We start from the raw sequence: 24361 nt of genomic DNA on the forward strand, positions 1-24361 counted from the left end.
TCAGGTTCAATGGGTATCATCTCAGCCTAAAGCACCCCAAATGTCTTTATTATTTAATTACTGCACCAGTATAGCAAAAAATGAAAGCCCTAGCAAGATATTTGACTGAAAAATATATTTATATAGATTTCAATGGTGATTTATTCTTCCTATAGACGAAGAAAAACCTCCACATCAAGTGGAGGCAAGCTATTTTATCAATACAATTTTAAGTCACGAGGGTCAACTGGGAAGGTTGGATTGTATGGGTTGTGACGGAGTTTGAAGTGTTTGACATCTTCAATAGTCTGAGTTCCAGATAACTGCATAACTGTCTTCAATTCTGCATTCAAGTGTTCAAAGACTTGACGCACACCAACACTACCGCCGAGAGCCAAGCCATAGATAACCGGGCGGCCAATAGCTACCAAGTCTGCTCCTGAAGCCAAGGCTTTAAAGACGTGTTGGCCACGACGAATACCAGAGTCAAAGACAATTGGTACGCGTTTGTCAACTGCTTCTGCTACTTCTTGAAGTGAGTCAAAGGCAGCTGGCCCACCGTCGATTTGACGGCCACCATGGTTGGTTACCCAGATACCAGAAGCTCCAGCAGCAAGCGAACGTTCAACGTCCTCACGGCATTGTGGCCCCTTGACATAAACAGGAAGTCCTGAGTATTCAGCGATAAATTCTACATCTCGTGGAGATAGGCGCTGTTTAGCTGATTTGTAAACAAAGTCCATTGATTTACCAGCACCTTCTGGCAGGTATTCTTCAACAATCGGCATGCCAACTGGGAAGACAAAACCATTACGCTTATCGACCTCACGATTGCCCCCTACCGTAGCATCAGCCGTCAAGACAATCGCTTTATAACCTTCAGCCTTCACACGGTCCATGATGTGGCGATTGATACCATCATCTTTACTAAAGTAAAACTGGAACCAATGAGGTGTCCCTTGAAGGGCTTCCGTAATTTCTGGAAGGTCGACAGTAGAGTAAGAGCTGGTTGTATAGAGAGAACCAAACTCATGCACACCACGCGCAGTCGCCACTTCACCCTGTTCATTTGCCAATTTATGAGCCGCAACAGGCGCCATAATGATTGGTGAAGACAATTTTTCGCCTGCAAATTCAATCTCTGTACTTGGATTTTCTACATTGCAAAGTGTATGAGGAACGATGAGTTTGTGGTTAAAGGCACGAATATTCTCACGCAAAGTGAAAGTATCCTCCGCCCCACTAGCGATATAGCCAAATGCTGCTTTAGGAATAACTTGTTGCGCCATTGGCTCCAAATCATAGGTATTGATGAAATCTACATGACCTTCTGCATTGCTTGTTTTGTATGACATAAAATGTCCTCCTTGATAAGTAAGCGTTTACTTTGTATATTACAAAAAATATTCTAACTCTTTTTTCAAAATTTTTCAAATATTTTGTTTGGAAATTTCATGCTTTCAATCATTTTACAGAGATAATTAAAAATGATGAACTTTCTTAAGTTATGGAAATTCAAATAATCTTTTCATTTTCTAATACTTTATCATCAAATTGTTCAGCTAGTATAGTTGCTGAGTGATAAAGTTCCTTTGCTTTATTTTTATCATTTTCAAAATAAAGATAGCACTTAGCTTCAAATACTGAAATTCCAGATTTATAGACTTGCAACATTGTTACTGATAAAATTTCATTCATCTTTTTTACTAGAGATATCATATGCTTATAGTCACTATGAACAACATAAACACCCGCTATGGCACAAAGAACTGATAGTAGCTCTACATTATACATTTCATCACTAACTAATTGCTGTTTCAACAACTTAATCCGAAAATCATCTAATGCTCTCTTCTATAAATCAAGTCTTGACATTGCATAGCAAAATAATCAATTAATAGTAAATCATTGAATGTGTAAACTTGCTTTAGTGTTACTTGCTTAAAATAATCATCAAAAATATCTTCAGCGAAACTACCTGTCCCTGTCCTTATCAAGTCTAATATTCTTTCAATCAAGTCTAGACTCAGCAACTCTTCCTCAGGAAGAGCTAGTTCTTTATTTTCAAGAAAAGTATCTATCGGAACTTCTAATCGCTTAGATAAATATTGTAACTTAGTAATTGTTGGCAAGGATTGCCCAAGCTCAGTACGCATCAGCTGTTTGATTATTAAGTCAGCTTCTGTCCACAGACCTCTTCTCTCGTCAATTTGTGACGTTCATGTTCCTGTCTTACTCTATGACCAATTTCAGTTTTAATATCTGTTGTCATTCTTACCTCTTAACCACAATCCATAAATTAACATACTTTTAATTCTTCGGCTAAAAATTAACAATAATTCTTTTTCAAATCCGTCATATTATTTTCCAAAACTTGGATGTCTTGGCTGACTTTGAGAATGACAATGCTTCCTTGAATACTGGAGATGACTTGACGGGCCTGCAACTGCGCCCGCTCTTCTGACCAGTCAGCATGCAGGTCTTGCAAGAGGCTGGCTAACTTCTCTGTCCACTGGGTCATAAAATCATTGAGAGGAAAGCGGAAGTTCTCATCTTCTGTGGACAATTCCACAATCAGATTACCAATTGGGCAACCATAAAAGACCGTCTGACTTTCATGAAATTGACAAACCCAGTCAATCATATCCGAAAACTTGTCACTGTCAGACTTGTCTGCTTCAAAAATATCTTCAAAAAGCTCTTTTCGCCAATTTGCTAAAATATCTTGAATGACCGTCAAACCAATTTCCTTCTTAGATTTGAAATAATAATAAAGCTGCCCCTTGCCAACATCAGCTGCCTCCATGATGTCACTGATGGAGGTGGCCACATAACCCTTCTGATAAATCAATTTCTCAGCACTTTGTAAAATACGCTCTTTAACACTCATCTGCTCACCTCTCTTTTTCCTATTATAGCAGATTCAGAGCCTGAAACCAAACAATTGAAACCACCTCCTTTTGCCACTGTTTTATCATTAAAATTTTTGTTCTGAGCAAATTAATTTACAAATTCAATTTTAGATGTTATTATAATTGTACCGAATGGTCAGTATATAACTAAAACTACCATTTGGAAAATCATCAAACTAACAGTCTAAATTCCTATTGGCTGTTAATCAAATCATATTAGGAGGAACCTCATGTTCAATCAGAAAAATGTCGCATTTGTTATCACAGACCCACAAGTTGAATTCCTAAAACATACTGGTAAAGGATTCGGAGCAACTAAAGACGTTCTTGAAAAAGTTAATACTATTGAAAATCTGACAAAGCTTTTCGCTCTTGCTCAAGAGCGTGGCTACAAGCGTTTTATCTCACCGCACTACTTCTATCCACACGATCACAAGTGGCAATTTAAAGCTGCTGGTGAAACGATGATGATTGAAAACGAAATGTTTTGGCGTGATAGCCAGTATTCAGCAATTCCAGAAGGCTCTGGAGCAGATATGATTGAAGAGATTAAACCATTTTTGGATGAAGATACTATTGTTGTCAACGGACATAAAATCTTTGGCCCAGAAAGCAACGACCTTAACCTTCAACTCCGCAAAAATGGTATCGACACCGTCATCTTGGCTGGTATGAATGCTAATCTCTGCGTGGATTCACATATGCGTGAACTCATAGAATTAGGCTACAATGTCATTGTTGTTAACGATGCTGTCGGTGCTCCAGGTGAAGAAGCCTACCAAGCTGCCCTGACAAACTATGGCTACATTGCCAACCAAGTTTTGACAACTGAGGAAGTTATCGCTCAACTTTAGTATTAAAAACAAAATCAGGTAATCCTAGCGACTACCTGATTTTCTATGTTTTAAGCGTTTTGCCAATTTTCTTGGTCTTCTTTAAAGCGTTTTAGAAGGTCGAGTCCTTCTGGTGTGATATATCCTTCTTCTTGGGCTAGGTGAATGAGTTCACTGTAGTTAGAAAGCGTCACAAGTTTGACACCTGCGTCTGAGAAGTTCTTATCTGCTTTTGGCAATTGGTAACTGAAAATCGCTACAACTCCAAGCACATCTGCTCCTTCTCGTTTAGCAGCTGCTACTGCTTCAAGAACAGAACCACCTGTTGAAATAAGGTCTTCAACCACTACCATTTTTTGACCCTGAGCTACGCGGCCTTCGATTTGATTACCAGCTCCGTGGTCTTTTGGTTTGCTACGGATGTAGGCAAATGGCAAGTTCATCTTGTCAGCAATAATAGCTCCGTGTGGAATCCCTGCTGTCGCAGTTCCTGCAATCACTTCAACCTCCGGAAAGGCTTCTTTGATAGCATCTACAAAACCATTTTCAATGAGAGTACGAGTTTCTGGATAGGCTAGTGTCACACGGTTGTCAGTATAAATCGGTGACTTGATACCTGATGCCCAAGTGAAAGGTTCTTCTGGTTTGAGGTAAACGGCTTGGATTTTCAAGAGGTGGCTAGCGATATCTTTAGCAAGTGTCATAGTATTCTCCTTTTGTTTTTATAATCTATTTCTTTCATTTCAGTCTTGGTTCCATTCATCCTTGATAGCATGATAAGCTGCAGCAGGATCCTCAGCTTGGGTAATAGGACGTCCCACTACGATATAGTCACTACCGATTTGATAGGCGTCAGCAGGTGTCATGACACGTTTTTGGTCTCCAACTGTGGCTCCCACTGGACGAATTCCCGGTGTCAAACAGATAAAATCTTTGCTTGTTGCTTCTTTGATAAGCTTGACTTCCTGAGCCGAGCAAACGACACCGTCCAAGTCCGCTTCAGCTGTCTTCTTGGCATAGTGAATCACAGACTCTTGCAGGCTGGTTTGGATATTTTGAAAATCCTGCATCTGGCTTTCCGACGTTGATGTAAGCTGGGTCACAGCGATCAATTTGGCTTGTGTCCCCAAACCTTCACGCGCAGCCTTCATCATCTCCACACCACCAGCAGCATGAACATTTGTCATGTCCACACCAAGCTGAGATAGGACCTTCATGGCAGATTTGACTGTATTGGGAATGTCATGTAGCTTGAGGTCCAAAAAGACACTATGCCCCAATGACTTCAAATAACGGACAACTTCTGGACCTTCCGCATAATAAAGCTCCATCCCTACTTTTAGATAAAGACTTTCTTCTGCCGGGAAAAGAGATAAAAATTCCTTGACTGCCTCAAAACTAGGAAAATCAAGAGCAATAACTGGACGATGTTCACGCATACTTTTCTCCTTTTACCTTTGTAAGCTAGAGAGCATGAAAAAAGGAACCTGCCAACAGCAAGGTTCCACGAAAAATGGGTAGAGTCCACCCTTTCACCGTCTAACCTTAGCTGCCTCTCTGGACTGCTTTAAAGGTTTTTTTCTATTCTATTATTTATAGTAGGACTTGTCAAGCAAAAACTCGAAACTGGACTTCTATACCATTCAAAATCAAGAGGAAAAGTTAGTCTAACGACTCTGTGATTGCTGGCTCGTTTGACTTCCCTGTTCTTCTTGTTTTTTCTTTTCTTCTTCCTGTTTTTTCTTCTCAGCTTCCTTGGCCTCTTGTTTGGCTTTTTCCTCAGCCTCTTCTATCAATTTATCCGCTATGGTATAGCTGTATGCTCCAGCCTCCATATCGACTACACTCGGTTCTGTCAATTGTGGCTTGATTTTGCTGTAATAAGGCAATTTCTTGCTCAATTCTGACAAGGGAACCAAAATCTCATCTGTGTCCAGCATAGTAATTTTTAAAAGATCTGCTGTTGCCTTGCTCGGAGCTAATTCGATTTTCTGGATTTGACTCTTGATATCCTCACTGATAGTAGATAATCCTGTGACCAGCTCTTTCACCTGCTGCTCATCATTAAAGGTAACTGTCAGATAAGTCTCAGGCAAGTTTAAGCGATTTACAGGAGTTGACTCAACCGCACCACTAGAAAGAATTGGATAATACTCTTCACCAGACACATAATAACCGACAATATCAAACTCCTTAACCTCAATCGTAAAGTTAGTCGGAAATTGATAGTTAATCTTCGCCGATTCTATCCAATGATTGGACTTGATTCGCTCAGCGTATGTTTCCTTATCCAACAATAGAGCTAAGGTATAGTCGCTATCTTGAATTCCAGAAGCCTGTTTGATGTCATCCGCCTGGGTGTTCCTATTTCCCTTAACCTCGATATTTTTGATGGTCGAAAGTGGAGTCAACAGATAGACTGAAAAAAGGAGGACTAGGACACTGGGTACCAAGATACTCACAGCTCGCCAAATATGAACAGGCGCAATTTTAAGCTTGGCTGGTTTGGCTGGTTTCTCTGGTTTTTCTTTTTTCTTCTCTTTTTCTTCTTTGACTTTAGGATCACCCTTTTTAGATTTTTCTTCTTTTTCGGATGATTCTTCGTCTGGAACAGTTTCGTTCTGGTCGGAATCACTTGATAACTTCTTACTTTCCTCTAACGACTTAGAGTTTTTCCCCATTCGAGCTTGTTTTTCCTTTTCCTTCTCCTCAGCTAGGGCAGCTTCTTCCTCAGCCTTCTTCTTCAGGTATTCCTGGTTTCGTTTCTGCCATTCAGACAATTCTTGCTTCTGGTTTGATTCTTTGTTCTTATCCTTTGACATTGATATTCCTTATGATAGGTCTTTTCTTAGTAGATCGTAAAAATCTGCAAGAGATTTCAATTCAGTCGAAGCTTTCATGCTAGCTTGGTACTGATCCTTGTGACTAAGCAAGTGACTGAGTTTCGCCTCCAAGCTTTCCAAGGTCAAGTCACTTTCTTGAAGTTCTTCTGCATAGCCTTTCTTAACAAAGTAGGCTGCATTTTCAATCTGGTCTCCTCGACTTGCTTCACGACCCAATGGTACGATGAGATGGAGTTTCGCCATGGCTAAGAGCTCAAAAATCGTATTGGCACCGCCACGCGTCACCACCACATCTGCCATCTCCATCAAGGGTTGATAGAGATCCGTCACATAGTCAACACGAAAGAGATTTTGACTCAATTCATTGAGGCTAGAATCTCCAGTGAGATTGATAATGTTGTAGCGCTCTGTCAGCTCTTTTTTATGTTCTGTCACCAATTGGTTAAAGACACGAGCTCCTGCAGAACCACCAACAAACAATACAGTTGGCAATTTTGGATTAAAGTGGGTTTGGATATCCACCAATTCATCTGGCTCTGAAGTTTTTTGGTCTGAAACTTTGGTCACTGCTCCCACATGCTCAACTTTTGCGAGACCAGCAGCCTGCTCAAAGGTTGAGTACATCTTGGTTGCAAATTTGTAGGCAATTTTATTGGCTAAACCCATAGATAGGTCAGATTCGTGGATAAAGACAGGTACTCCAGACACACGCGCTGCGATAACTGGCGGTACTGAGACAAATCCTCCCTTAGAAAAAAGAGCCTGTGGACGAAGTCGTAACATAATAAAGAGGGATTGGACAATTCCCCAACCAACTTTGAAGACATCCAGCATATTTTGCCAAGAGAAATAGCGACGCAACTTCCCAGTTGCAATAGAATGGAAGGTCACATTCAAACCTGACTTGAGGATTTCTTGGTGTTCGATTCCGTGTTTATCACCGATATAATGAACTTCCCAGCCGTCTTCGATGAACTTAGGCATTAACAAAAGATTGAGGGTGACATGTCCAACCGTCCCCCCACCTGTAAAGACAATTTTTTTCATATTATTCCTTTAACTCCGCTACTGTGTCGATAAAGAGGTCGCCACGTACTTCAAAGTTAGCATACATATCCCAGCTAGCATTGGCAGGGCTGAGAAGAACCACATCTCCTTGAGTCGCTAGCTCATAGGCCTTGTGGGTCGCATCAGCAATATCTGTCGCATCTACATAAGCCACACCAGCCTTATCCGCTGCCCGTTTGACACGTTCTGCAGATTGACCGAGGATAACCATCTGCTTGAGGCCTGTGATATCTGGCACCAATTCGTCAAACTCATTTCCACGGTCCAAACCACCTGCAATTAAGATAACCTTACTGTTGTCAAATCCTGACAAGGCTTTTTGAGTCGCTAAGATATTGGTTGATTTGCTATCGTTATAGAATTTGACACCCTGAATTTCATCCACAAATTGGAGACGGTGTTTGACACCACCAAAGGCTGAAAGAGTTTCCTTGATGGTTTGGTTATCCACACCACGGAGCTTGGCTACAGCAATAGTCGCAAGTGCATTTTCTACATTGTGGCTACCTGGAACACCGATTTCACTAGCTGCCATGACCACTTCTCCACGGAAGTAGAGTTGACCATCTTCCAAATAAGCTCCATCAACCTTTTCCTGTGTTGAAAATGGTACAACAGTAGTTTGTGTTTTGGTAGCCAATTCTTTTGCCAAGTCTTGGTTAAAGTTCAAGACAAGGAAATCAGCTGCTGTCATCTTGTTCTGGATATTCCACTTAGCTGCCACATACTCCTCAAAAGAACCATGATAGTCGATATGAGTTGGCATGAGGTTGGTAATAACCGCAATCTCAGGATGGAATTCTTGGACACCCATCAGTTGGAAAGAAGAAAGTTCCATGACGAGCGTGTCCTTGTCTGTCGCTGTTTGAGCCACTTGACTAGCAGGATAGCCGATATTTCCTGACAAAAGACCATGTTGGCCGGCAGCAGTTAAAACTTCCCCAATCATCGTCGTTGTGGTTGTTTTCCCATTTGAACCAGTGATACCGATAATTGGCGCTTCTGAGATTAAATAAGCCAATTCCACCTCAGTCAGGACTGGAATCCCCTTTGCCAATGCCTTTTCAATCATGGGATTGCTATACGGGATACCTGGATTTTTCACCATCAGAGCGAAATCTTCATCCAAGAGTTCCAAAGGATGCCCACCAGTGACAACCTTGATTCCCTCTTCCAGCAAGCTTTGAGCAGCAGGATTTTCCTCAAAAGGCTTGCCGTCATTTACTGTCACAATAGCTCCTAGCTTGTCCAACAAACGGGCCACAGACTCACCAGACTTAGCCAAACCTAAAACAAGTACTTTCTTATTTTTAAATTGATCGATTACTTTCATGTCTCAAACTCCATTTCTACTCCTACTATTTTACCATTTTTATGGAAATATTACTAAACGAAAATGCTCTAGCCCTCATTATAACATCGAAAAAGAGAGCCGTAGCTCTCTTTCTATTTATCTTCTTTTGCTCTTTTTTACAGACATGAGCGTAATGTCTCTCAAGCTAAAGTAGGCTAGGGCCAGCATGGCGATTGTGACAAAAAATTCTGTCGGTAATTGGAAAATCTGCAGGACGGACAAGAACAGCAAAATCAAGAGTGCAACAACTACAAAGACCAAGATAACGATGTTGACTGTTCCTTTGATACTTTGAGGTGTCGCAAATACATAGAGTAGTAATAAGAGTATCCCTATGATTAAATAGACCATCTTTATCTCTTTCTAGCTCTTATTCAGCTGATTTTTTCTTTTTATTGGCTTTCTCGCGCTCTGCCTTATTGAGAATTTGCTTACGCAAACGGATTGACTCAGGCGTTACTTCCATGTACTCATCGTCATTCAAGAATTCAAGAGACTCTTCAAGGGTCAAGATACGAGGTGTCTTGATAACCGCTGTTTGGTCCTTAGTAGCTGAACGGACGTTGGTCATTTGTTTGGCCTTGGTGATATTAACTGTCAAGTCGTTTTCACGAGAGTTTTCACCGATGATCATTCCTTCGTAAACCTCAGTACCTGGGTTGACAAAGATGGTTCCACGTTCTTCGATCGACATGATTGAGTATGTTGTAGCCTTACCAGCATCGATGGAAACCAGGGCACCACGGTGACGTCCACCAATTTCACCCGGAATCAATGGCAAGTATTGGTCAAAGGTATGATTCATGATACCGTAACCACGAGTCATTGACAAGAACTCAGTTGAGTATCCGATCAAACCACGCGCTGGGACTAGGAAGACCAAGCGAGTTTGACCATTACCAGTTGAAATCATATCCAACATTTCACCCTTACGTTCAGAAAGGCTTTGGATAACAGATCCTTGGTATTCTTCTGGAGTATCGATTTGCACACGTTCAAATGGCTCACATTTAACACCATCGATTTCTTTAATGATAACTTCTGGACGAGACACTTGAAGTTCATAACCCTCACGGCGCATGGTTTCGATCAGGATTGACAAGTGTAATTCTCCACGTCCTGAAACAGTCCATTTATCTGGTGAGTCTGTTGGTTCAACACGAAGAGAAACGTCTGTTTGCAATTCTGCTTGCAAGCGTTCTTCCACCTTACGAGAAGTTACCCATTTTCCTTCACGACCTGCAAATGGTGAGTTGTTTACCAAGAAAGTCATTTGAAGCGTTGGTTCATCGATGTGTAGGATTGGAAGAGCTTCAACTGCGTCTGTCGGAGTAATGGTTTCACCGACAAAGATGTCTTCCATACCGGAAATGGCAATCAAATCACCTGCTTTGGCTTCTTGAATTTCACGACGTTCCAAACCAAAGAAACCGAAGAGTTTTGTAACACGGAAGTTCTTGGTTGTACCATCCAATTTAGAAAGGGTAACCTGGTCCCCAACCTTAACAGTACCACGGAAAACACGACCGATACCGATACGCCCAACGAAGTCATTATAGTCCAAAAGTGACACTTGGAACTGCAAAGGCTCATCTGAGTTGTCTACTGGAGCTGGGATGTGTTCGATAATCGTGTCAAAGATTGGTGCCATTGTTGCTTCTTGGTCAGCAGGATCATCAGACAAGGAAGATGTTCCATTGATAGCTGAAGCATACACCACTGGGAAGTCAAGCTGGTCGTCATCTGCACCAAGCTCAATGAAGAGCTCCAATACTTCGTCTACTACTTCTGCTGGACGAGCTGATGGTTTGTCGATTTTGTTAACAACCACGATTGGGACAAGATCTTGTTCCAAGGCTTTTTTCAATACGAAACGAGTCTGTGGCATTGTTCCTTCGTAGGCATCTACGACCAAGACAACACCATCAACCATTTTCATGATACGCTCAACTTCTCCACCGAAGTCCGCGTGTCCTGGTGTGTCCATGATATTGATACGAGTTCCGTTGTAGGCAACGGCTGTATTTTTAGCAAGGATGGTAATTCCACGCTCTTTTTCGATATCGTTTGAGTCCATAGCACGCTCTGCCAATTCAGTACGTGCATCAAGCGTTTCTGATTGTTTCAATAATTCATCAACGAGGGTTGTTTTCCCGTGGTCAACGTGGGCAATAATGGCTACGTTACGGATATTTTCTCTTAATTTTGTCATGATTTCCTCTATAATATTTAAAATTTATTTTCTAACTGAGCAATTATACCATATTTTCAAGTAAATAACATAACTCAAGCAAGTGTAAATGTTTTCACTCCGCTTTTCTAGTCAAGGCAACTCTTTTCAAAGTCAGAGACTTATGATAAGATAAGCTGGTATGCGTTTAGATAGATTATTAGCCCAAGAAAAGGTCAGTCGCAAGGCTATGAAACAGGCACTTTTGAAAAAAGAAATCATAGTGGACGATTGTCCAGCCAGCTCCCTCGCTCAAAATGTCGACACTGGATTGCAGAAACTAGTTTTTCAAGGACGGCAGATTCAAGGATACGAGCACACCTACCTCATGCTTCATAAGCCAAACGGAGTCGTTACAGCTAGCAAGGATAAGGACCTACCAACCGTCATGGACCTCCTTCCACCTGACATTCAGTCAGACCAACTCTATGCGATAGGTAGGCTAGACCGCGATACGACAGGACTGCTCCTTGTGACAGATAATGGACCTCTTGGTTTTCAACTCCTCCATCCTCAATATCATGTGAATAAAACTTACCAAGTTAAGGTTAATGGACCGCTCTCATCCGATCATATCCAAAAGTTCAAAGATGGGATTGTCTTTTTAGATGGAACACTCTGCAAACCTGCCAAACTAGAAATTCTATCCGCAAGCCCAACAGAGAGCCATGCCTCCATCACCATCTCTGAAGGGAAGTTTCATCAAGTCAAGAAAATGTTTCTCTCAGTTGGTGTAAAGGTGACCTCTCTCAAACGAGTTCAGTTCGGTGACTTTACATTAGACCCAGAACTAGCAGAAGGACAATACTGTTCCTTGAATCCAGAGGAATTAGAAATTATTAAAATCTATTTAGAGATGAGTCGATAAAACAAAAAAAGCTTTATGTTTAAAGCTTTTTGTTTATTGCTTATCTTAAAATAAAAAATACTGCGACGTTTACAATCCAGTTAAGTACAGAAACCACAAGTCCTACGATATTCAGAATTTTTTCTGTTTTATAGGCTAATTGAGATTCTTTTTGATATGAAATAGCCAAGACCAATCCTATGATACCCAAAATCAGGCCTACAATTGGAAATAGCAAACCGAGCACAATAGATAGGATACCTAAAACAAGTGGGGCTTTTTTCTTTTGTTGTGAATTCATATTATAAAACCTCCTTAAAATTAATATAAATGATGATACCATAAAATGCTAGCTTTATCTATCATTCGACAGATTTTTACAGAATGTTAGCTAGTCTTGACTTTCCCGTTCCAAGAATCCAATCCATAAGAAAGGATATAAATCTCAGAAAAACCTTGCTTTTTCAGATAGAGGGCTGCATTGGTCACTCCTTGTCCACGTTGGTTTTCGTAGAGAAGGACAGGTTTATCCTTACGAAGGGCTGCAAGGCTTGACTTCAATTGATTTGAAGGAATATTGCGCGCACCAAGAATGTGTTTTCTGTGAAATTCTGCTGGTTCACGGACATCGATCAACTGTCCTTTCCGAATCAAGGCTTCAAACTCTGCATTGTCTACAATCTTAGCCGCACGACGAATACGAAGGTAGTTATAGCCCATCCATGCTGCCATCGCTAGTACGATTCCCCACAAAATCCAAATTGTCATAAGTTCTTCTCTCCATTTTTCTCTATGTAGTCTAATTCTATCTTGTGCTCTCTACGAAGAACAGCTTCCGCCTCTAGATAGTCTAGCTTGTCCATCAGACCTGCATCATAGATCCGAGAAAGTTCGAGCTTCATCAGTTCAATATCATACAAGCGCTTCCCCACATAGACAATAATGCCAAATTGTTTGAGAAATTGCTGCACATCATAGAATGTTTTCATAGCTTTCATTCTAACAGATTTTAGACTTTTTTTCAATACCAGTTTGGGTCTTTCCTCTCTTCCCTTCATCTTCTTTGCTCATTCTTCACCAAGTGTGGTACAATAAAAGCATGAGAATTCAACAATTACACTATATTATCAAAATCGTCGAAACTGGCTCTATGAATGAAGCAGCCAAGCAACTCTTTATCACCCAACCCAGTCTCTCCAATGCCGTTCGAGACTTGGAAAATGAAATGGGTATTGAAATTTTTATTCGTAATCCCAAGGGCATTACCTTGACCCGTGATGGGATGGAGTTTCTTTCCTATGCCCGTCAAGTTGTCGAGCAAACCCAGCTTCTGGAGGAACGCTATAAAAACCCTGTCGCCCACCGCGAGCTCTTTAGCGTTTCCTCTCAACACTATGCTTTTGTAGTCAATGCCTTTGTCTCTCTGCTCAAGAAAAGTGATATGGAAAAATACGAACTTTTCCTTCGTGAAACTCGGACTTGGGAGATTATCGACGATGTCAAGAACTTCCGTAGTGAAGTCGGTGTCCTCTTTTTGAATAGTTATAACCGTGATGTTTTAACAAAAATGCTGGATGACAACCACCTCTTGGCCCACCATCTCTTTACAGCCCAGCCCCATATCTTTGTCAGCAAGACCAACCCTCTAGCAAAGAAAGATAAGGTTAAACTAGAAGACTTGGAGAACTTCCCTTACCTCAGCTATGACCAAGGGACGCACAACTCCTTCTACTTCTCTGAAGAGATTCTCTCGCAGGAATACCACAAAAAATCTATCGTGGTCAGCGACCGTGCCACTCTCTTTAATCTCTTGATTGGTTTGGACGGATACACGATTGCAACAGGGATTTTAAACAGCAACCTCAACGGAGACAATATCGTTTCCATTCCACTGGACATAAACGATCCCATTGAGCTGGTCTATATCCAGCATGAAAAAACCAGCCTGTCTAAGATGGGCGAACGCTTTATCGAGTATCTACTAGAAGAAGTTCAGTTTGATAGTTGATAAACCATCAGACATATTTTATAATATTTCTTAGAAAATAATGATTGGAGAATATCGTTGAAAAAGTTTATATTGGCAAGTGCTGTTGTCCTTTCAATGGCAGGATTGACCCAAGCACCTATCTACGCAGAGGAAAGCAACGCTAATCCTCCTGCTACCACCGAACAAAGCAACTCTAAGGAAGATAAGAAAGATCTTTCAACTAAAACTGAAGAGGAGGTTGCATCACTTCCAAAAGACAAGACAAAAGAAGAAGCCCCTAAAAAAGAAGGATGGCAGGAAGAAAACAAGCAGTGGCGTTTCTATGAAAATAATCAGCCTGTCCTAAGATGGAAAAAAATTCAAGATAAGTGGTTCTATTTTGACCAAGAGGGAAATCGACTCAGCGATACTATCTTTGACGGCTATGTTCTCAATAAAGACGGGGTCATGGTAGAAAATAGTTGGGTGGCTCTTGAAGGGAAATGGTACTACACCAGTGAGTCTGGAAAAATCATCCAGCAAAAATGGGAAAAATCGGAGGAGTTTGGTACTACTTCGACAAAGATGGCGTCATGCTCAGTCAGACAATCGTTGATGGTTATCTCCTTACTAAAAGTGGGGCTATGGCTAACAATGGCTGGGTGAAGGTTGACCAAAATTGGTACTATGTCACACCATCTAGCAGAATCTCGCAAGACAAGTGGGAGAAAATCAACGGTTCTTGGTACTACTTTGATAAAAACGGCGTGATGCTCAGCCAGACAACCATTGGTGCCTACCTGCTTGACAGTAGCGGGGCCATGGCAGAGAACTCTTGGGTGAAAATCAATGAAAATTGGTATTACGCTAATGAATATGGGAAATATAGCCAAGACAAATGGGAGAAAATCAATGGTTCTTGGTATGCTTTTGAACAAAATGGAGTCATGCTTTCCAATAAATGGAAAGAAAGCTACTACCTCAAGGCCAGCGGGGCCATGGCGGAAAAAGAGTGGATTTTTGATAAATCCTACAATAGCTGGTTCTATCTAAAAGCGGATGGCCGTTATGCAAATCAAGAGTGGATTGGGGCATACTACCTCAAGTCTGGCGGTTATATGGCCAAGAATGAGTGGATTTACGACGACTATTACAAGGCTCGTTACTATCTGGACGATAGTGGACATTATGTTTCAGGAACTTACAAGATAGACGGCAAGGAGCACTTGTTCCAAAAATACGGCCAATGGATTTCTGAAGTTTCAACTGAAGGCGGATTTACAAAAGGCCAATATAGCAATACCATCTTCCTAGATCCTGGGCATGGTGGTCGAGATTCCGGTGCTTTTTACTACAATGTCGCTGAAAAAGATCTCAATATGCAGATTTACCGTAAACTTCGTGCTAAGTTAGAAGAACTGGGCTACAAGGTCCTCACCTCTCGTGATAGTGATATTGACGTTGATTTTGTTACCGAACGTTCTCGTATGGTTAATAAGACCAACTCTGATATTTTTATCAGTATTCACTTCAACGCTACTGGTAATACCTACTCAAAAGCGAGCGGTATTCAAACCTACTCCTATAGAGATGAACCTGATTATCCAAGTAAGATTAATCAATACTGGCACAATCACCCTGATCGTATGAGTGAAAGCAAACGCCTCGCCGCTGCCATCCACTCCTCTCTTCTAGCAGAAACAGGAGCTAAGGATGCTGGTCTGTTGGAGAGCAGCTTTGCTGTCCTACGCGAAACAGCCAAACCAGCTGTCCTCCTAGAGCTTGGTTATATGGATAATTTCACCGAAAACCAACAAATCAGAGATAGCCACTACCAAGATAAACTGGTCGCAGGTATTGTGAAAGGGATCCAAAAATATTACGCTGGTAAATAATAAAAAGTCTCGAGAAATCTCGAGACTTTTTATTTGTCTTCTTGTTTATCCTTATCAGGAAAGAGGTAGCCAAGTCCTACACATGCTAGCACACCGGCAGCAATTACCAAACCACTTGAAATTGGTAAGAGATCAAAAATAGCATTTACAATGACAAAGGCAATGATCAAGCACATCAGACTAGACTTGTAGTCTTTTTTCAAAAAGTTTTCTAGCGTAAAATAGAGGAACAATCCTACCGGAATGAGTGACCAGAGGTTGACATCCAAACTTGCCCATCCAACAGAGCCGAAATACAATACTAGCGCTGCAGCTACTAAGAATACAAGTCCCAATAATTTTTTCATTTTTTGTCTCCATTTTCTTTTTTTATTGACTTGAGTTGTCTGATACTGACCCCTTACGTCCCTTACATGAATCATTATAGCAGAGGATTTTTTCAAGAACAAGCCCTTTTGCCTATCTGGTCAATATCTCTGTCTAAGTGGTTGAATAGTAGTGATAAAAGAAAAAGAAGCCCTAATGTGCTTCTTGATTCTGCCGATTGTAACAGTATTTTTGAACAAATACCATCTAGTTTTTCTTTTCCTTTGACTCTAGAGAAGATTTGATTGCTTCTCGATCTGCTTGTAGTTGGGCTAAGTTCTTTTCTGCTTCCTCAAGTTTACTGGTATCTGGTTTCACACGATAGTAAACATCTTCTGGTTTCATTAACATCGATCCATACTCTTGCCCAGAAAGTAGTCTTTCTTCAGCATGATTGCTTTTATCCGTAATCTTTCCATCATCAGCAGGTTGCATAACAACTCCACTTGGCACAGCCACTACTACAAATCCTCCAGCAACAGAATCTTTTACCCACGCACTGATAGAAGCTGTCTCAGGATTACGACTATCTTGACCTTTTGATACCTTTAATCCAACTACAGATTCGTACTTTTGATCATTTGTAAACCAAGTCGCATCTACTTCTCCAGAATCATTAATAATGTATTCATTACCAGATTGACTACGCCAAGTGCCTTCTAAACTAGACAAATCATTGTTCTTGATTGCTTCAATATCTAGTTTTGGAACGGCAGCTTCATTCTTTAGCTTGCTAACAAGTGCTTCTGCTTCCGTAATTTTGGTATCTAAAGCAGTCAGTTGATCCTTGAGTTTTTGGATTTCCTCTTGTTTATCCTTATCAGTCTCATCTGTTTTCCCTTGGCTTGTAGACGATTGACTTGTTGACTCTGTAGTTGAAACGGCAGACGATGCTTGATTTGACTCTTTCTTTCCAATCAAAGAATGCGAGAAAATACTTACCAAGATGAGAGTGACTGAAGCAGCGAGTGCTAGGCCAATATAGATTTTTATATTTTTATTCGGAGCCGACTTTGATTCAGACCGCTTACGTCCATTGACCTCTTCAAATTGTTTTTCTCGTTCTTTCTTATTCATAATTTTCTCCTTTTTGATTTATATTCAGCCAAGCTTGCGAGACTTCATTCGTTATTATCCACGGATTTTTATAATTTTTAGAAAATCTAAGCAAAAATTTCTAGAATAATTAACTATCAAAACATCTCTAGATTGGTATCAAAACAAGTATTTATTACAATACATTATACCACAAAATATAAACAACCGTTTGTATTTATATTTTTATAAGCCAAAGAAATGGATTTGAAACAGAACCCATCTCCATTAGAAAAAGCCTGTCCTAAGACAAGGCTTTTACATATATCTCTTTCAAATCTCCCATTTTTATAGAAATCTAAATAATATATTTATAAATCAATATTTTCACAAAACTATGTCATCACCTCACTATCTAATCTCAGTACATAAACCATTTTTTCTATGGCTTTTGTCTTAATCTTGATTTTTTTTCTTCAATCCAAGAAAAGCTCCTACTATAAACATGATTCCGGCAGCTAATAGTGTCTGGGCTCCGCTTGCTGTTCCAGTTTTTGGCAACTCATTAGGATTGTTACTAGTTGATTTACTATTGATGTTAGTATTTTTATTAGTTAAGTTCCCTTGTTCATTTAGATAAACGTTCTTGTTAATTTCAAAGTTTTTATCATTTTCATCAGAAACAATACTGTTGACATCATTAGTTGAATCAGATTGTGTTTTTTCTTTCTTTTTCGATACATCAAAAGTAGGTTTATTTTCCTCCTCCTTTTTCTCCTCTATTTTCTTGAATACAGGTTTTATAAAGGTATCTTTTGATAGATTAATAACATAGCCGGCGTCTTTTTTCCCTTCGAAATCAGAAATTTCCCAACCATCAAATTGGTATCCTTTTTCTAATTCACCCTTATAGACAGGTAACATAAAATCTTCTTCCGACACTATCGTTGAACTCATTTCTTTTCCATTTTGAATTGTCACAGTTACCCTATGAGGTTTTAATTCGCTTACCTCTCCCGTATCTTTGTTTAAAATGAATTCTTTTACGGTTGTATTTCTTGCGAAATCTTTTACAACAATCTTAATGTTTAGTGTCTTATCTGTTAGTTGTTTAATATCATCAAATGATTTGTATTCTTTTCCATTTACATAAATATGTTGTTCTTGAATCTCACCATCGAATCCATTATTTCTTTTATCATTGATGTTAAAGACTACAGATTTTCCATTAGCATATTCGATACTAGTATTTCCCTTAGGATCAATGTTTACTTCTGGTTTGACATTATCATATAAAAATTGATAATGTACTCCAACCGCTTTCGCATTCAAATCACTATAGCCAGTTTGAAGATAAACATTTCCATCCATGTCTGTTACCTTATCTGGGAATCCGTTTGCTTTATAGTCTTTCATCCCCCAGTCCATGATGTCACCGTCTTTAACATTAAGCTTAATGTTAAAATCTCTAGTGTTATCAATGTGTAAATCTCCGTAGATTAAATAATTATCTACAACCGATTCATTAACTCTCAACTCCCAGTTAAAACCACCCTTATCAGAAATCTTACCTCTTAAATAAAATTCTGGATTTCGTACATAAATTTTATTAGTTTTAGATGGATTAAAGTAGTTCTTGTCCATTGAAAGATTTACTGGTTTTGCATCAATAAATAACGTAGAGCCATCTTCTTTTATAGCTTCTACATTGGACTTATCCTCTCCTGTGTACTCTTTACCATCCTTACCAAATAATACAAGTTTAGAAGGATCTGTCACAAGATTGCCATCTTTATCGATTGCCTCCCCTTTATCATTCATTTTAAAGGTAAACACTTGATATCTTACAATGTTAAAGCCGTCCAAAGCCGACATTAATACTGATTGAGTACTTCTTCCATCTTCAACATTTCTACTATCAGCATAAATTGTTGTTTCTGATAAGACTCTTAGATTAGGATTGGCCTTTTGGATTTTTGCTATATCTTCCTGGCTATAAACTCCATTCCCTTCTAACATATCCGTTTTTCCAGGATTATAGGTAGTCACTTTTAGTGCATAGCCTTTTCTTAGAATGATGTTATCCTTTAATAGATATTGTTGTTTTTCTGAATCAGAATAGATTTTACCAGATTCCATGTCCGTTAAATTGTTTGGTTTATTTTTTGAAAGATCTCCTTCTCCTAATTCTATTACATTCCCATAACTTGATGCATAGGGATATTCTGTTTTAGTTTCCTTATTTTTTTCAGGCATTCTAATTTTAGTTTCAGCTTTTATCTGATCATCATCTTTGACAAAAAACCTCATATCTCCTGCAAAAGCTAATCCATCCACAATATCATTAATATTAGCGTATAAATCAAATGTCATCGTTTTTGAATGTGAATCATACTTGGTCGTTTTGATTTCTATAGATTTATAGTTATTTCCATAGTATACCTTGGCATTTTTAGAAACATTACTGATCTTTCCAAGAATTTCAAAGTGTCCATCTTTAGATGGGTTTAGAATGCCATAAATTTTTGATTTGATTTCATCAAGTTTTTCAGTTTCATATTCTAAGGCACTACCATCGTCATAAGCAATGATATTTCCCTTATCATCGTATTTATAATCGTATTCCTCTATTCTCTTACCAGTTTCACTTGTAAAGTCATCAACTTCTCTAAATTTCTTTTTAATGAGTTTCTTTAAATCTTTGCTTTCAAAGTCTCTAATTGTTGAAATTGTTTTATGAATAGTCAAGCTAGATTTTTCTTCGATAGACTCTTCATTTTCTTGATGATGTTCTACTTCAGTTGTATCTTTTTTAAGACTATCCTCTTTTCTATTTTCTAAATTTTTAAATTTAGATTCGGGAATCTCGCCAAGCTTTTGGTATTTAGATGAATCTTGATCAGGATCTACTAGATAATAGGAAATCATCCCCTTTTCATCAGCATGATCAGCAAATTTAATTCTATGAATCTTTGTGAAATTGCTAGAACCGTCTAATGCAATCACTTCAATGATTTTGCCTCTTAAATCTCCTGCACCTTTAATTTCATAAATGGTATTCCCGTCTTTGTCAAGTTTTCTATTTCGTCCTTGACCCTCACCTGCATAAGTGACCTCAAGATTTTTTTCAACCTCTCCATCTTCATTAACAAGAGCGGCCCCAGCATACCAAACTTCGTTGGTAATCTCGTCAAATTTTTCAGGATGTTCTTTTTGATCTCTCGCAAATAGCGTTTCATTCTTGTATTGCTCTTTGACCTTGTGATAAGTATCCTTTGTAATCAACTTAATTTTTTCAGGGTTTGAAAAATCAATTGAAACAATCTTTGGAGGTGTGTTATCAATTTTTACAGGAATATAGGAAACCTGCCATGGGTAATCCTTGGTTAATCTATATTTAAATTTATAGAAATATTGGCCTTCCGCAATCGGTTCAAATTGTCCTCGTATCTTAGTAGCAGGATCTTTTTTGTCATTACTTTCTGGGGCATTTTCTTCTCTACCTCTAGGGTTATAAATGAGTCCATCCCATTTCAAGTCACCCCAAACTTTTAGTTTAGATGATTTGATTCCCTTTGCATCATTTCTTTTAGAGTTTAAAATTCCTTTAATAAAGTGTTCTCTCGAAATGACTTTTAAGTCTCTTTGATTTTCTCCTTCTTTATTCGTATTTACTATTGAAATCACCCCTTCTTCTGCACTTCTTAATACAAGTGGAGAAGGAGTTAATCCTCTCTCAAGTTGAGCATCTTGAGTATTTCCATTTGAATCTAAAGGATAAATTTTAGCAATATTAGAACCACTTGATGACGGTGCGTTGATTCCTTCGTTATTGAAAGCAAATAATTCTGGATTTTGATCTAGGGATGTTGTATTTTTATCTTTTCTGTTTTGTATAACTCCTGCTGGATTAAATTTATCTATACCATGTTCTCCACCAATCCCCTTATTTAAGGTACCTGGAATTTTTGGTTTACCATCATCATCATAACCTTCCATCGCTTTTGATTTTGATCCTTCTTCCCAGGCCCATTTATCAAGGATTGGTTCGTGGTTCCAATTCCCAGCAAATCCCATTAGAGGCATCGACAAAGAAGGTTGGAAGTTTATTTTCCTACCGTTTGAGTTTAGAGCTTCCATTTCTTCCACTGACTCAAAATGAATAAATGATTCTACAAATTTATTTTTATTTTTTGCTTCCCCAACATTTATAACCGCATTTAAATCAAAGCTGGAATTTGGACCTATAGTGAAAGTGTCATGCTCAAATGTGATATTTGCTCCTTTGACTTTTTCTGGGTGAATTTCTGGAACAATTTGCTTCCCGTCAGGAGATTTTTCATCTTTATATGTTTCATCGAGTTTTAGCCTATCAGTTAGAGCATCTGTAGTTACAGTTGATGCAGAAACTTTAAAGGTTAAAGGTCTATTTGAGGTATTGTGAAGCTTGATTGTAAAGTATTTTTTATCACCTTTTATTTCTTTAAGAGAAATGGAACCATATGAATTTACCAAACCTTTAGAATCTGTATTTTTGAAAGTCGCTACAACTTCATTTCTCAAAGCATTGGCAACATTAATTAGCCCTGCTCCCTGCTGTCTAGGTGATGCAAAGTATTGACTCTTTTCTTTCCAAGAGGTTGCATCCATCATAGGTCTTGCAGTATTTTGTAGGGCTATTTTTGTTAGACTTGTAAGGTCTATTTTGTCATCTCCCTTAAGATTTTTCAAGACAGGTCTTTCAAGCAATTCCTTTAATTTTGGTCGAATCAAAACAGTAGAAGCTGCTACGATTGGAGTTGCCATGCTAGTTCCTGACATATAACCATAAGTAGATTTACCATTAATAACATTTAGAGTAGATTTAATATTTTTACCAGGTGCTGAAACATCCGGTTTTAAAAGCAAATCTGTTCTTGGCCCCCAAGATGTAGACCCTGCTGGAACTATAATATCTTCTTTATAAAGTTCTTTGTCTGTGTCAGCTGCAAAATTAAAGTCAATTTCTTTTTCATCACCTACATTCGGTTTATTAGAATTATAGCTTTCCATATCAATTGGATAGTATTGTTCTAAGTTATCTTTAAAATCTTCCTTATTATTTCTTTTGACTTCAGTTTTTTTATCAGGGTTAATCATGTTCCATAATTTTACACCATCATCTCCTGAAATTGAAAATACTTGACTTTTAGTCCCTTCATCCGCTTCATATCCCATAGCTGGAAGGTCTGTCCAATTATCTCTATTGTAGTAATTTACAGTATTTACAACCATAATGGCACGTGCGCCTTTATCCATAGCTCTTTTAAAAGCATCTTTTAAATCCTTGGTATAAATTCTATCCATTACTGCAATTTTGCCCTTAAGATCCAATCCTATCAAATCTTGGTCTTGACCTTTGCCTATATATACAAATTTTAATTTATTTGGAGTTTTTGACCCATCCTCATTTGTTAGGATTTTATTTTTATCGAAAAAAGCTCCTATATTTCTGTATTTAAAACTTTGTCCTCCAATGTTAACCTTATCAAACTCAATGGTTTGATTTTTAGCAGAAGCGACCGCTATCGCATCTTCATGTGCGGCAGTTCGTGTTACATTTCCAGTATCTGTCATTTTCAGATTATTATTGGCTACTAAATCCCAAGAAGAACTTGAAGCAGAAGTCGCAAAGTTACCTGTAGCAACAACCATTGGGATTCCTGCTTTTCTTAATGCTCTAATAGCCTCCCAATATTTCTCGCCTACAAGACCTGTTCCTGTAAAACCAGATGATACCGAAACAACATCGACATTGTGTTTGATCGAATCTTCAATAGCATGAAACATTGTTTCATCACCCGCAAACCCAGATCCTGCGTCAGAGTACATTTTATAAGAGAAAATTTGTGCATTAGGCGCAATTCCATCTATGCCATTAAAGTTCTTGATGTCTTTTTCAGTATCATTTCCAGCAAGAATCCCTGCAATATGCATCCCATGTGGGTCAAAATAATCCCTTCCATCATCATATTTTTCTACAGTGATTTTACCACCATTATAATAATTGAACGCATGAGGGATTTTATCACTCAACCAATAATTTTTATCAGTGCCTTTTAAGTTTTCTTTTTTAAATTTCATCGAGTCTTTGGCATCATCATCGATCCTCATAGCCTTATGCCTATAATCTGTTCCAGTATCGATATTTGAAATGACCATACCTCTACCATCAAAATTTTTCCCAAATGGAGCATTAATAGACTTTAGGTAATCAATAGCTTCCTCAACTCCAATTTCCTTTCTGGCATGATTCATCATTGGTTGGACTTTTTGTGATCGTTCAACCGACGAAACACCTTCTATTTGTTTAATTTTGTCCAAATTATCTGGAGTTGTTTCAATGGCAGCGCCATTAAAAATCGTATTATAGGTATATAAAACTTTTGTATCCTTAAGATTGGATAGTTCCTTGATTGCTTTTTCTCCAGATTCTTTATCTTTAAATTCAGCAATATAGACAAGTTTATCTTCTTTTTTCGGATTTTCTGTATCTTTATTTACAAATGAGTCCGCATCATCTCCTTTGGGTTGCTTGGAGTCTTCTTTGATACTTGCTCCTTCGTTACTAGTTTTTTTGTCTATCTCAGACTTTCTACTAACAACCTCTTTTTCCTCAATAACTGTTGTCTTCTTCTCCTCAATATCCTTTGAAGTTTCTATAACATTATGAATATCTTCAGATTGTTCATTGTTTTCTGTTTCTTTATCTGCTACTACTTTTTCTTTACCAGAAATTTTTAAAGCATCTTCAGAACTAGGTGCATCTGCTACTACTTTTTCTTTATCAGAAATTCTTAAAGCATCTTCAGAACTAGGTGCATCTGCTAAAATTACCTCATTGGGGGCATATGCTGCTAAAATAACTGCAGCAGTAGTTAATGACAATACCGTACTTTTTTTCATTATAATTCCTTCATTTTTTATTTTAAACCCAATAGATAGAAAACTTTAACCTTGCTAGCCTTTGTTATAAAAAGTTTTTTTAAGT

Annotated in this window: 20 protein-coding genes and 1 pseudogene; 4 read left to right on the plus strand and 17 right to left on the minus strand. The window is 38.6% G+C overall.

What is annotated here, in order from left to right:
- Window positions 1–197 precede the first annotated feature (197 nt).
- The 4 genes from lctO to ADI74_RS02830 all read right to left on the minus strand — a co-directional run bounded on the left by lctO (window position 198) and on the right by ADI74_RS02830 (window position 2869).
- Window positions 198–1334, minus strand: a complete 1137-nt coding sequence (gene lctO, locus ADI74_RS02815) for an L-lactate oxidase (RefSeq protein WP_000120723.1) — start codon at window positions 1332–1334, stop codon at window positions 198–200.
- Between the two features lie 160 nt (window positions 1335–1494).
- A complete protein-coding gene (locus ADI74_RS11405; RefSeq protein ID WP_162838149.1) occupies window positions 1495–1800 on the minus strand; it encodes a hypothetical protein in 306 nt (101 codons plus the stop codon).
- Between the two features lie 20 nt (window positions 1801–1820).
- Window positions 1821–2135 (minus strand): hypothetical protein, encoded by a 315-nt coding sequence (locus ADI74_RS11410; RefSeq protein WP_002880183.1) that lies wholly within the window; start codon window positions 2133–2135, stop codon window positions 1821–1823.
- A gap of 173 nt (window positions 2136–2308) precedes the next feature.
- The gene (locus ADI74_RS02830; RefSeq protein ID WP_033605930.1) at window positions 2309–2869 is read right to left on the minus strand and encodes a TetR/AcrR family transcriptional regulator; all 561 of its coding nucleotides are present in this window, start codon (window positions 2867–2869) and stop codon (window positions 2309–2311) included.
- A gap of 252 nt (window positions 2870–3121) precedes the next feature.
- On the opposite strand from ADI74_RS02830, the gene ADI74_RS02835 reads away from it, so the two are divergent.
- Complete coding sequence (locus ADI74_RS02835; protein ID WP_033605931.1) at window positions 3122–3745, plus strand: cysteine hydrolase; 624 nt, start codon at window positions 3122–3124, stop codon at window positions 3743–3745.
- Between the two features lie 50 nt (window positions 3746–3795).
- On the opposite strand, the gene pyrE is transcribed toward ADI74_RS02835, so the two are convergent.
- From pyrE to typA, 7 genes are all read right to left on the minus strand, one after another.
- The gene (pyrE, locus tag ADI74_RS02840) at window positions 3796–4428 is read right to left on the minus strand and encodes an orotate phosphoribosyltransferase (protein WP_004261667.1); all 633 of its coding nucleotides are present in this window, start codon (window positions 4426–4428) and stop codon (window positions 3796–3798) included.
- Window positions 4429–4467: 39 nt separating this feature from the next.
- Window positions 4468–5163, minus strand: a complete 696-nt coding sequence (gene pyrF / locus ADI74_RS02845) for an orotidine-5'-phosphate decarboxylase (protein WP_049536901.1) — start codon at window positions 5161–5163, stop codon at window positions 4468–4470.
- A 228-nt stretch (window positions 5164–5391) separates the two neighbouring features.
- A complete protein-coding gene (locus ADI74_RS02850) occupies window positions 5392–6546 on the minus strand; it encodes a cell division protein FtsQ/DivIB (RefSeq protein ID WP_049536902.1) in 1155 nt (384 codons plus the stop codon).
- 9 nt (window positions 6547–6555) lie between these two features.
- On the minus strand, window positions 6556–7614 hold the full coding sequence (locus ADI74_RS02855; RefSeq protein WP_049536903.1) for a UDP-N-acetylglucosamine--N-acetylmuramyl-(pentapeptide) pyrophosphoryl-undecaprenol N-acetylglucosamine transferase: 1059 nt from the start codon (window positions 7612–7614) through the stop codon (window positions 6556–6558).
- A 1-nt stretch (window position 7615) separates the two neighbouring features.
- Window positions 7616–8968, minus strand: coding sequence for a UDP-N-acetylmuramoyl-L-alanine--D-glutamate ligase (gene murD / locus ADI74_RS02860; protein ID WP_049536904.1), 1353 nt, complete (start codon window positions 8966–8968; stop codon window positions 7616–7618).
- A 117-nt stretch (window positions 8969–9085) separates the two neighbouring features.
- Entirely contained in the window at window positions 9086–9340 is a 255-nt protein-coding gene (locus ADI74_RS02865) for a DUF3165 family protein (protein WP_049536905.1), read from the minus strand.
- A 19-nt stretch (window positions 9341–9359) separates the two neighbouring features.
- A complete protein-coding gene (gene typA, locus ADI74_RS02870) occupies window positions 9360–11201 on the minus strand; it encodes a translational GTPase TypA (protein WP_049536906.1) in 1842 nt (613 codons plus the stop codon).
- Between the two features lie 160 nt (window positions 11202–11361).
- On the opposite strand from typA, the gene ADI74_RS02875 reads away from it, so the two are divergent.
- Window positions 11362–12087 (plus strand): pseudouridine synthase, encoded by a 726-nt coding sequence (locus ADI74_RS02875; RefSeq protein WP_049536907.1) that lies wholly within the window; start codon window positions 11362–11364, stop codon window positions 12085–12087.
- 40 nt (window positions 12088–12127) lie between these two features.
- Here the strand turns inward: ADI74_RS02875 and ADI74_RS02880 are convergent, their stop codons facing one another.
- The 3 genes from ADI74_RS02880 to ADI74_RS02890 all read right to left on the minus strand — a co-directional run bounded on the left by ADI74_RS02880 (window position 12128) and on the right by ADI74_RS02890 (window position 13124).
- A complete protein-coding gene (locus tag ADI74_RS02880) occupies window positions 12128–12367 on the minus strand; it encodes a hypothetical protein (protein WP_049536908.1) in 240 nt (79 codons plus the stop codon).
- An 86-nt stretch (window positions 12368–12453) separates the two neighbouring features.
- Window positions 12454–12834, minus strand: a complete 381-nt coding sequence (locus tag ADI74_RS02885; RefSeq protein WP_049536909.1) for a rhodanese-like domain-containing protein — start codon at window positions 12832–12834, stop codon at window positions 12454–12456.
- Window positions 12831–13124 carry a YqgQ family protein gene (locus tag ADI74_RS02890; protein ID WP_049536911.1) on the minus strand — a complete coding sequence of 98 codons (294 nt, stop codon included), beginning with the start codon at window positions 13122–13124 and terminating at the stop codon, window positions 12831–12833. The genes ADI74_RS02885 and ADI74_RS02890 overlap by 4 nt, the downstream gene beginning before the upstream one ends.
- 41 nt (window positions 13125–13165) lie before the next feature.
- On the opposite strand from ADI74_RS02890, the gene ADI74_RS02895 reads away from it, so the two are divergent.
- A complete protein-coding gene (locus ADI74_RS02895) occupies window positions 13166–14074 on the plus strand; it encodes a LysR family transcriptional regulator (RefSeq protein ID WP_049536913.1) in 909 nt (302 codons plus the stop codon).
- 57 nt (window positions 14075–14131) lie between these two features.
- A pseudogene (locus ADI74_RS02900) lies at window positions 14132–15930 on the plus strand (N-acetylmuramoyl-L-alanine amidase).
- Between the two features lie 29 nt (window positions 15931–15959).
- Here ADI74_RS02900 and ADI74_RS02905 read toward each other — a convergent pair.
- The 3 genes from ADI74_RS02905 to ADI74_RS02915 all read right to left on the minus strand — a co-directional run bounded on the left by ADI74_RS02905 (window position 15960) and on the right by ADI74_RS02915 (window position 24276).
- On the minus strand, window positions 15960–16277 hold the full coding sequence (locus tag ADI74_RS02905; protein WP_049536914.1) for a hypothetical protein: 318 nt from the start codon (window positions 16275–16277) through the stop codon (window positions 15960–15962).
- A gap of 226 nt (window positions 16278–16503) precedes the next feature.
- Entirely contained in the window at window positions 16504–17373 is an 870-nt protein-coding gene (locus ADI74_RS02910) for a DUF6287 domain-containing protein (RefSeq protein WP_049536916.1), read from the minus strand.
- Between the two features lie 414 nt (window positions 17374–17787).
- Window positions 17788–24276, minus strand: coding sequence for a S8 family peptidase (locus ADI74_RS02915; RefSeq protein ID WP_049536917.1), 6489 nt, complete (start codon window positions 24274–24276; stop codon window positions 17788–17790).
- Window positions 24277–24361: the final 85 nt, after the last annotated feature.

It is taken from the genome of Streptococcus pseudopneumoniae, assembly GCF_001074565.1.
Classification (GTDB): Bacteria; Bacillota; Bacilli; order Lactobacillales; family Streptococcaceae; genus Streptococcus; species Streptococcus pseudopneumoniae_J.

Excerpts from the sequence above, each read along its gene's own strand:
- murD (WP_049536904.1), bottom strand. The coding sequence starts at position 8,968 with ATGAAAGTAATCGATCAATTTAAAAATAAGAAAGTACTTGTTTTAGGT.
- ADI74_RS02890 (WP_049536911.1), bottom strand. The coding sequence starts at position 13,124 with ATGAAGGGAAGAGAGGAAAGACCCAAACTGGTATTGAAAAAAAGTCTA.
- ADI74_RS02850 (WP_049536902.1), bottom strand. The coding sequence starts at position 6,546 with ATGTCAAAGGATAAGAACAAAGAATCAAACCAGAAGCAAGAATTGTCT.
- ADI74_RS02865 (WP_049536905.1), bottom strand. The coding sequence starts at position 9,340 with ATGGTCTATTTAATCATAGGGATACTCTTATTACTACTCTATGTATTT.
- pyrF (WP_049536901.1), bottom strand. The coding sequence starts at position 5,163 with ATGCGTGAACATCGTCCAGTTATTGCTCTTGATTTTCCTAGTTTTGAG.
- ADI74_RS02835 (WP_033605931.1), top strand. The coding sequence starts at position 3,122 with ATGTTCAATCAGAAAAATGTCGCATTTGTTATCACAGACCCACAAGTT.
- lctO (WP_000120723.1), bottom strand. The coding sequence starts at position 1,334 with ATGTCATACAAAACAAGCAATGCAGAAGGTCATGTAGATTTCATCAAT.
- ADI74_RS02885 (WP_049536909.1), bottom strand. The coding sequence starts at position 12,834 with ATGACAATTTGGATTTTGTGGGGAATCGTACTAGCGATGGCAGCATGG.
- ADI74_RS02830 (WP_033605930.1), bottom strand. The coding sequence starts at position 2,869 with ATGAGTGTTAAAGAGCGTATTTTACAAAGTGCTGAGAAATTGATTTAT.
- ADI74_RS02875 (WP_049536907.1), top strand. The coding sequence starts at position 11,362 with ATGCGTTTAGATAGATTATTAGCCCAAGAAAAGGTCAGTCGCAAGGCT.
- pyrE (WP_004261667.1), bottom strand. The coding sequence starts at position 4,428 with ATGACACTTGCTAAAGATATCGCTAGCCACCTCTTGAAAATCCAAGCC.
- typA (WP_049536906.1), bottom strand. The coding sequence starts at position 11,201 with ATGACAAAATTAAGAGAAAATATCCGTAACGTAGCCATTATTGCCCAC.
- ADI74_RS02880 (WP_049536908.1), bottom strand. The coding sequence starts at position 12,367 with ATGAATTCACAACAAAAGAAAAAAGCCCCACTTGTTTTAGGTATCCTA.
- ADI74_RS02855 (WP_049536903.1), bottom strand. The coding sequence starts at position 7,614 with ATGAAAAAAATTGTCTTTACAGGTGGGGGGACGGTTGGACATGTCACC.
- ADI74_RS02910 (WP_049536916.1), bottom strand. The coding sequence starts at position 17,373 with ATGAATAAGAAAGAACGAGAAAAACAATTTGAAGAGGTCAATGGACGT.
- ADI74_RS02895 (WP_049536913.1), top strand. The coding sequence starts at position 13,166 with ATGAGAATTCAACAATTACACTATATTATCAAAATCGTCGAAACTGGC.
- ADI74_RS11410 (WP_002880183.1), bottom strand. The coding sequence starts at position 2,135 with ATGCGTACTGAGCTTGGGCAATCCTTGCCAACAATTACTAAGTTACAA.
- ADI74_RS02905 (WP_049536914.1), bottom strand. The coding sequence starts at position 16,277 with ATGAAAAAATTATTGGGACTTGTATTCTTAGTAGCTGCAGCGCTAGTA.
- ADI74_RS02915 (WP_049536917.1), bottom strand. The coding sequence starts at position 24,276 with ATGAAAAAAAGTACGGTATTGTCATTAACTACTGCTGCAGTTATTTTA.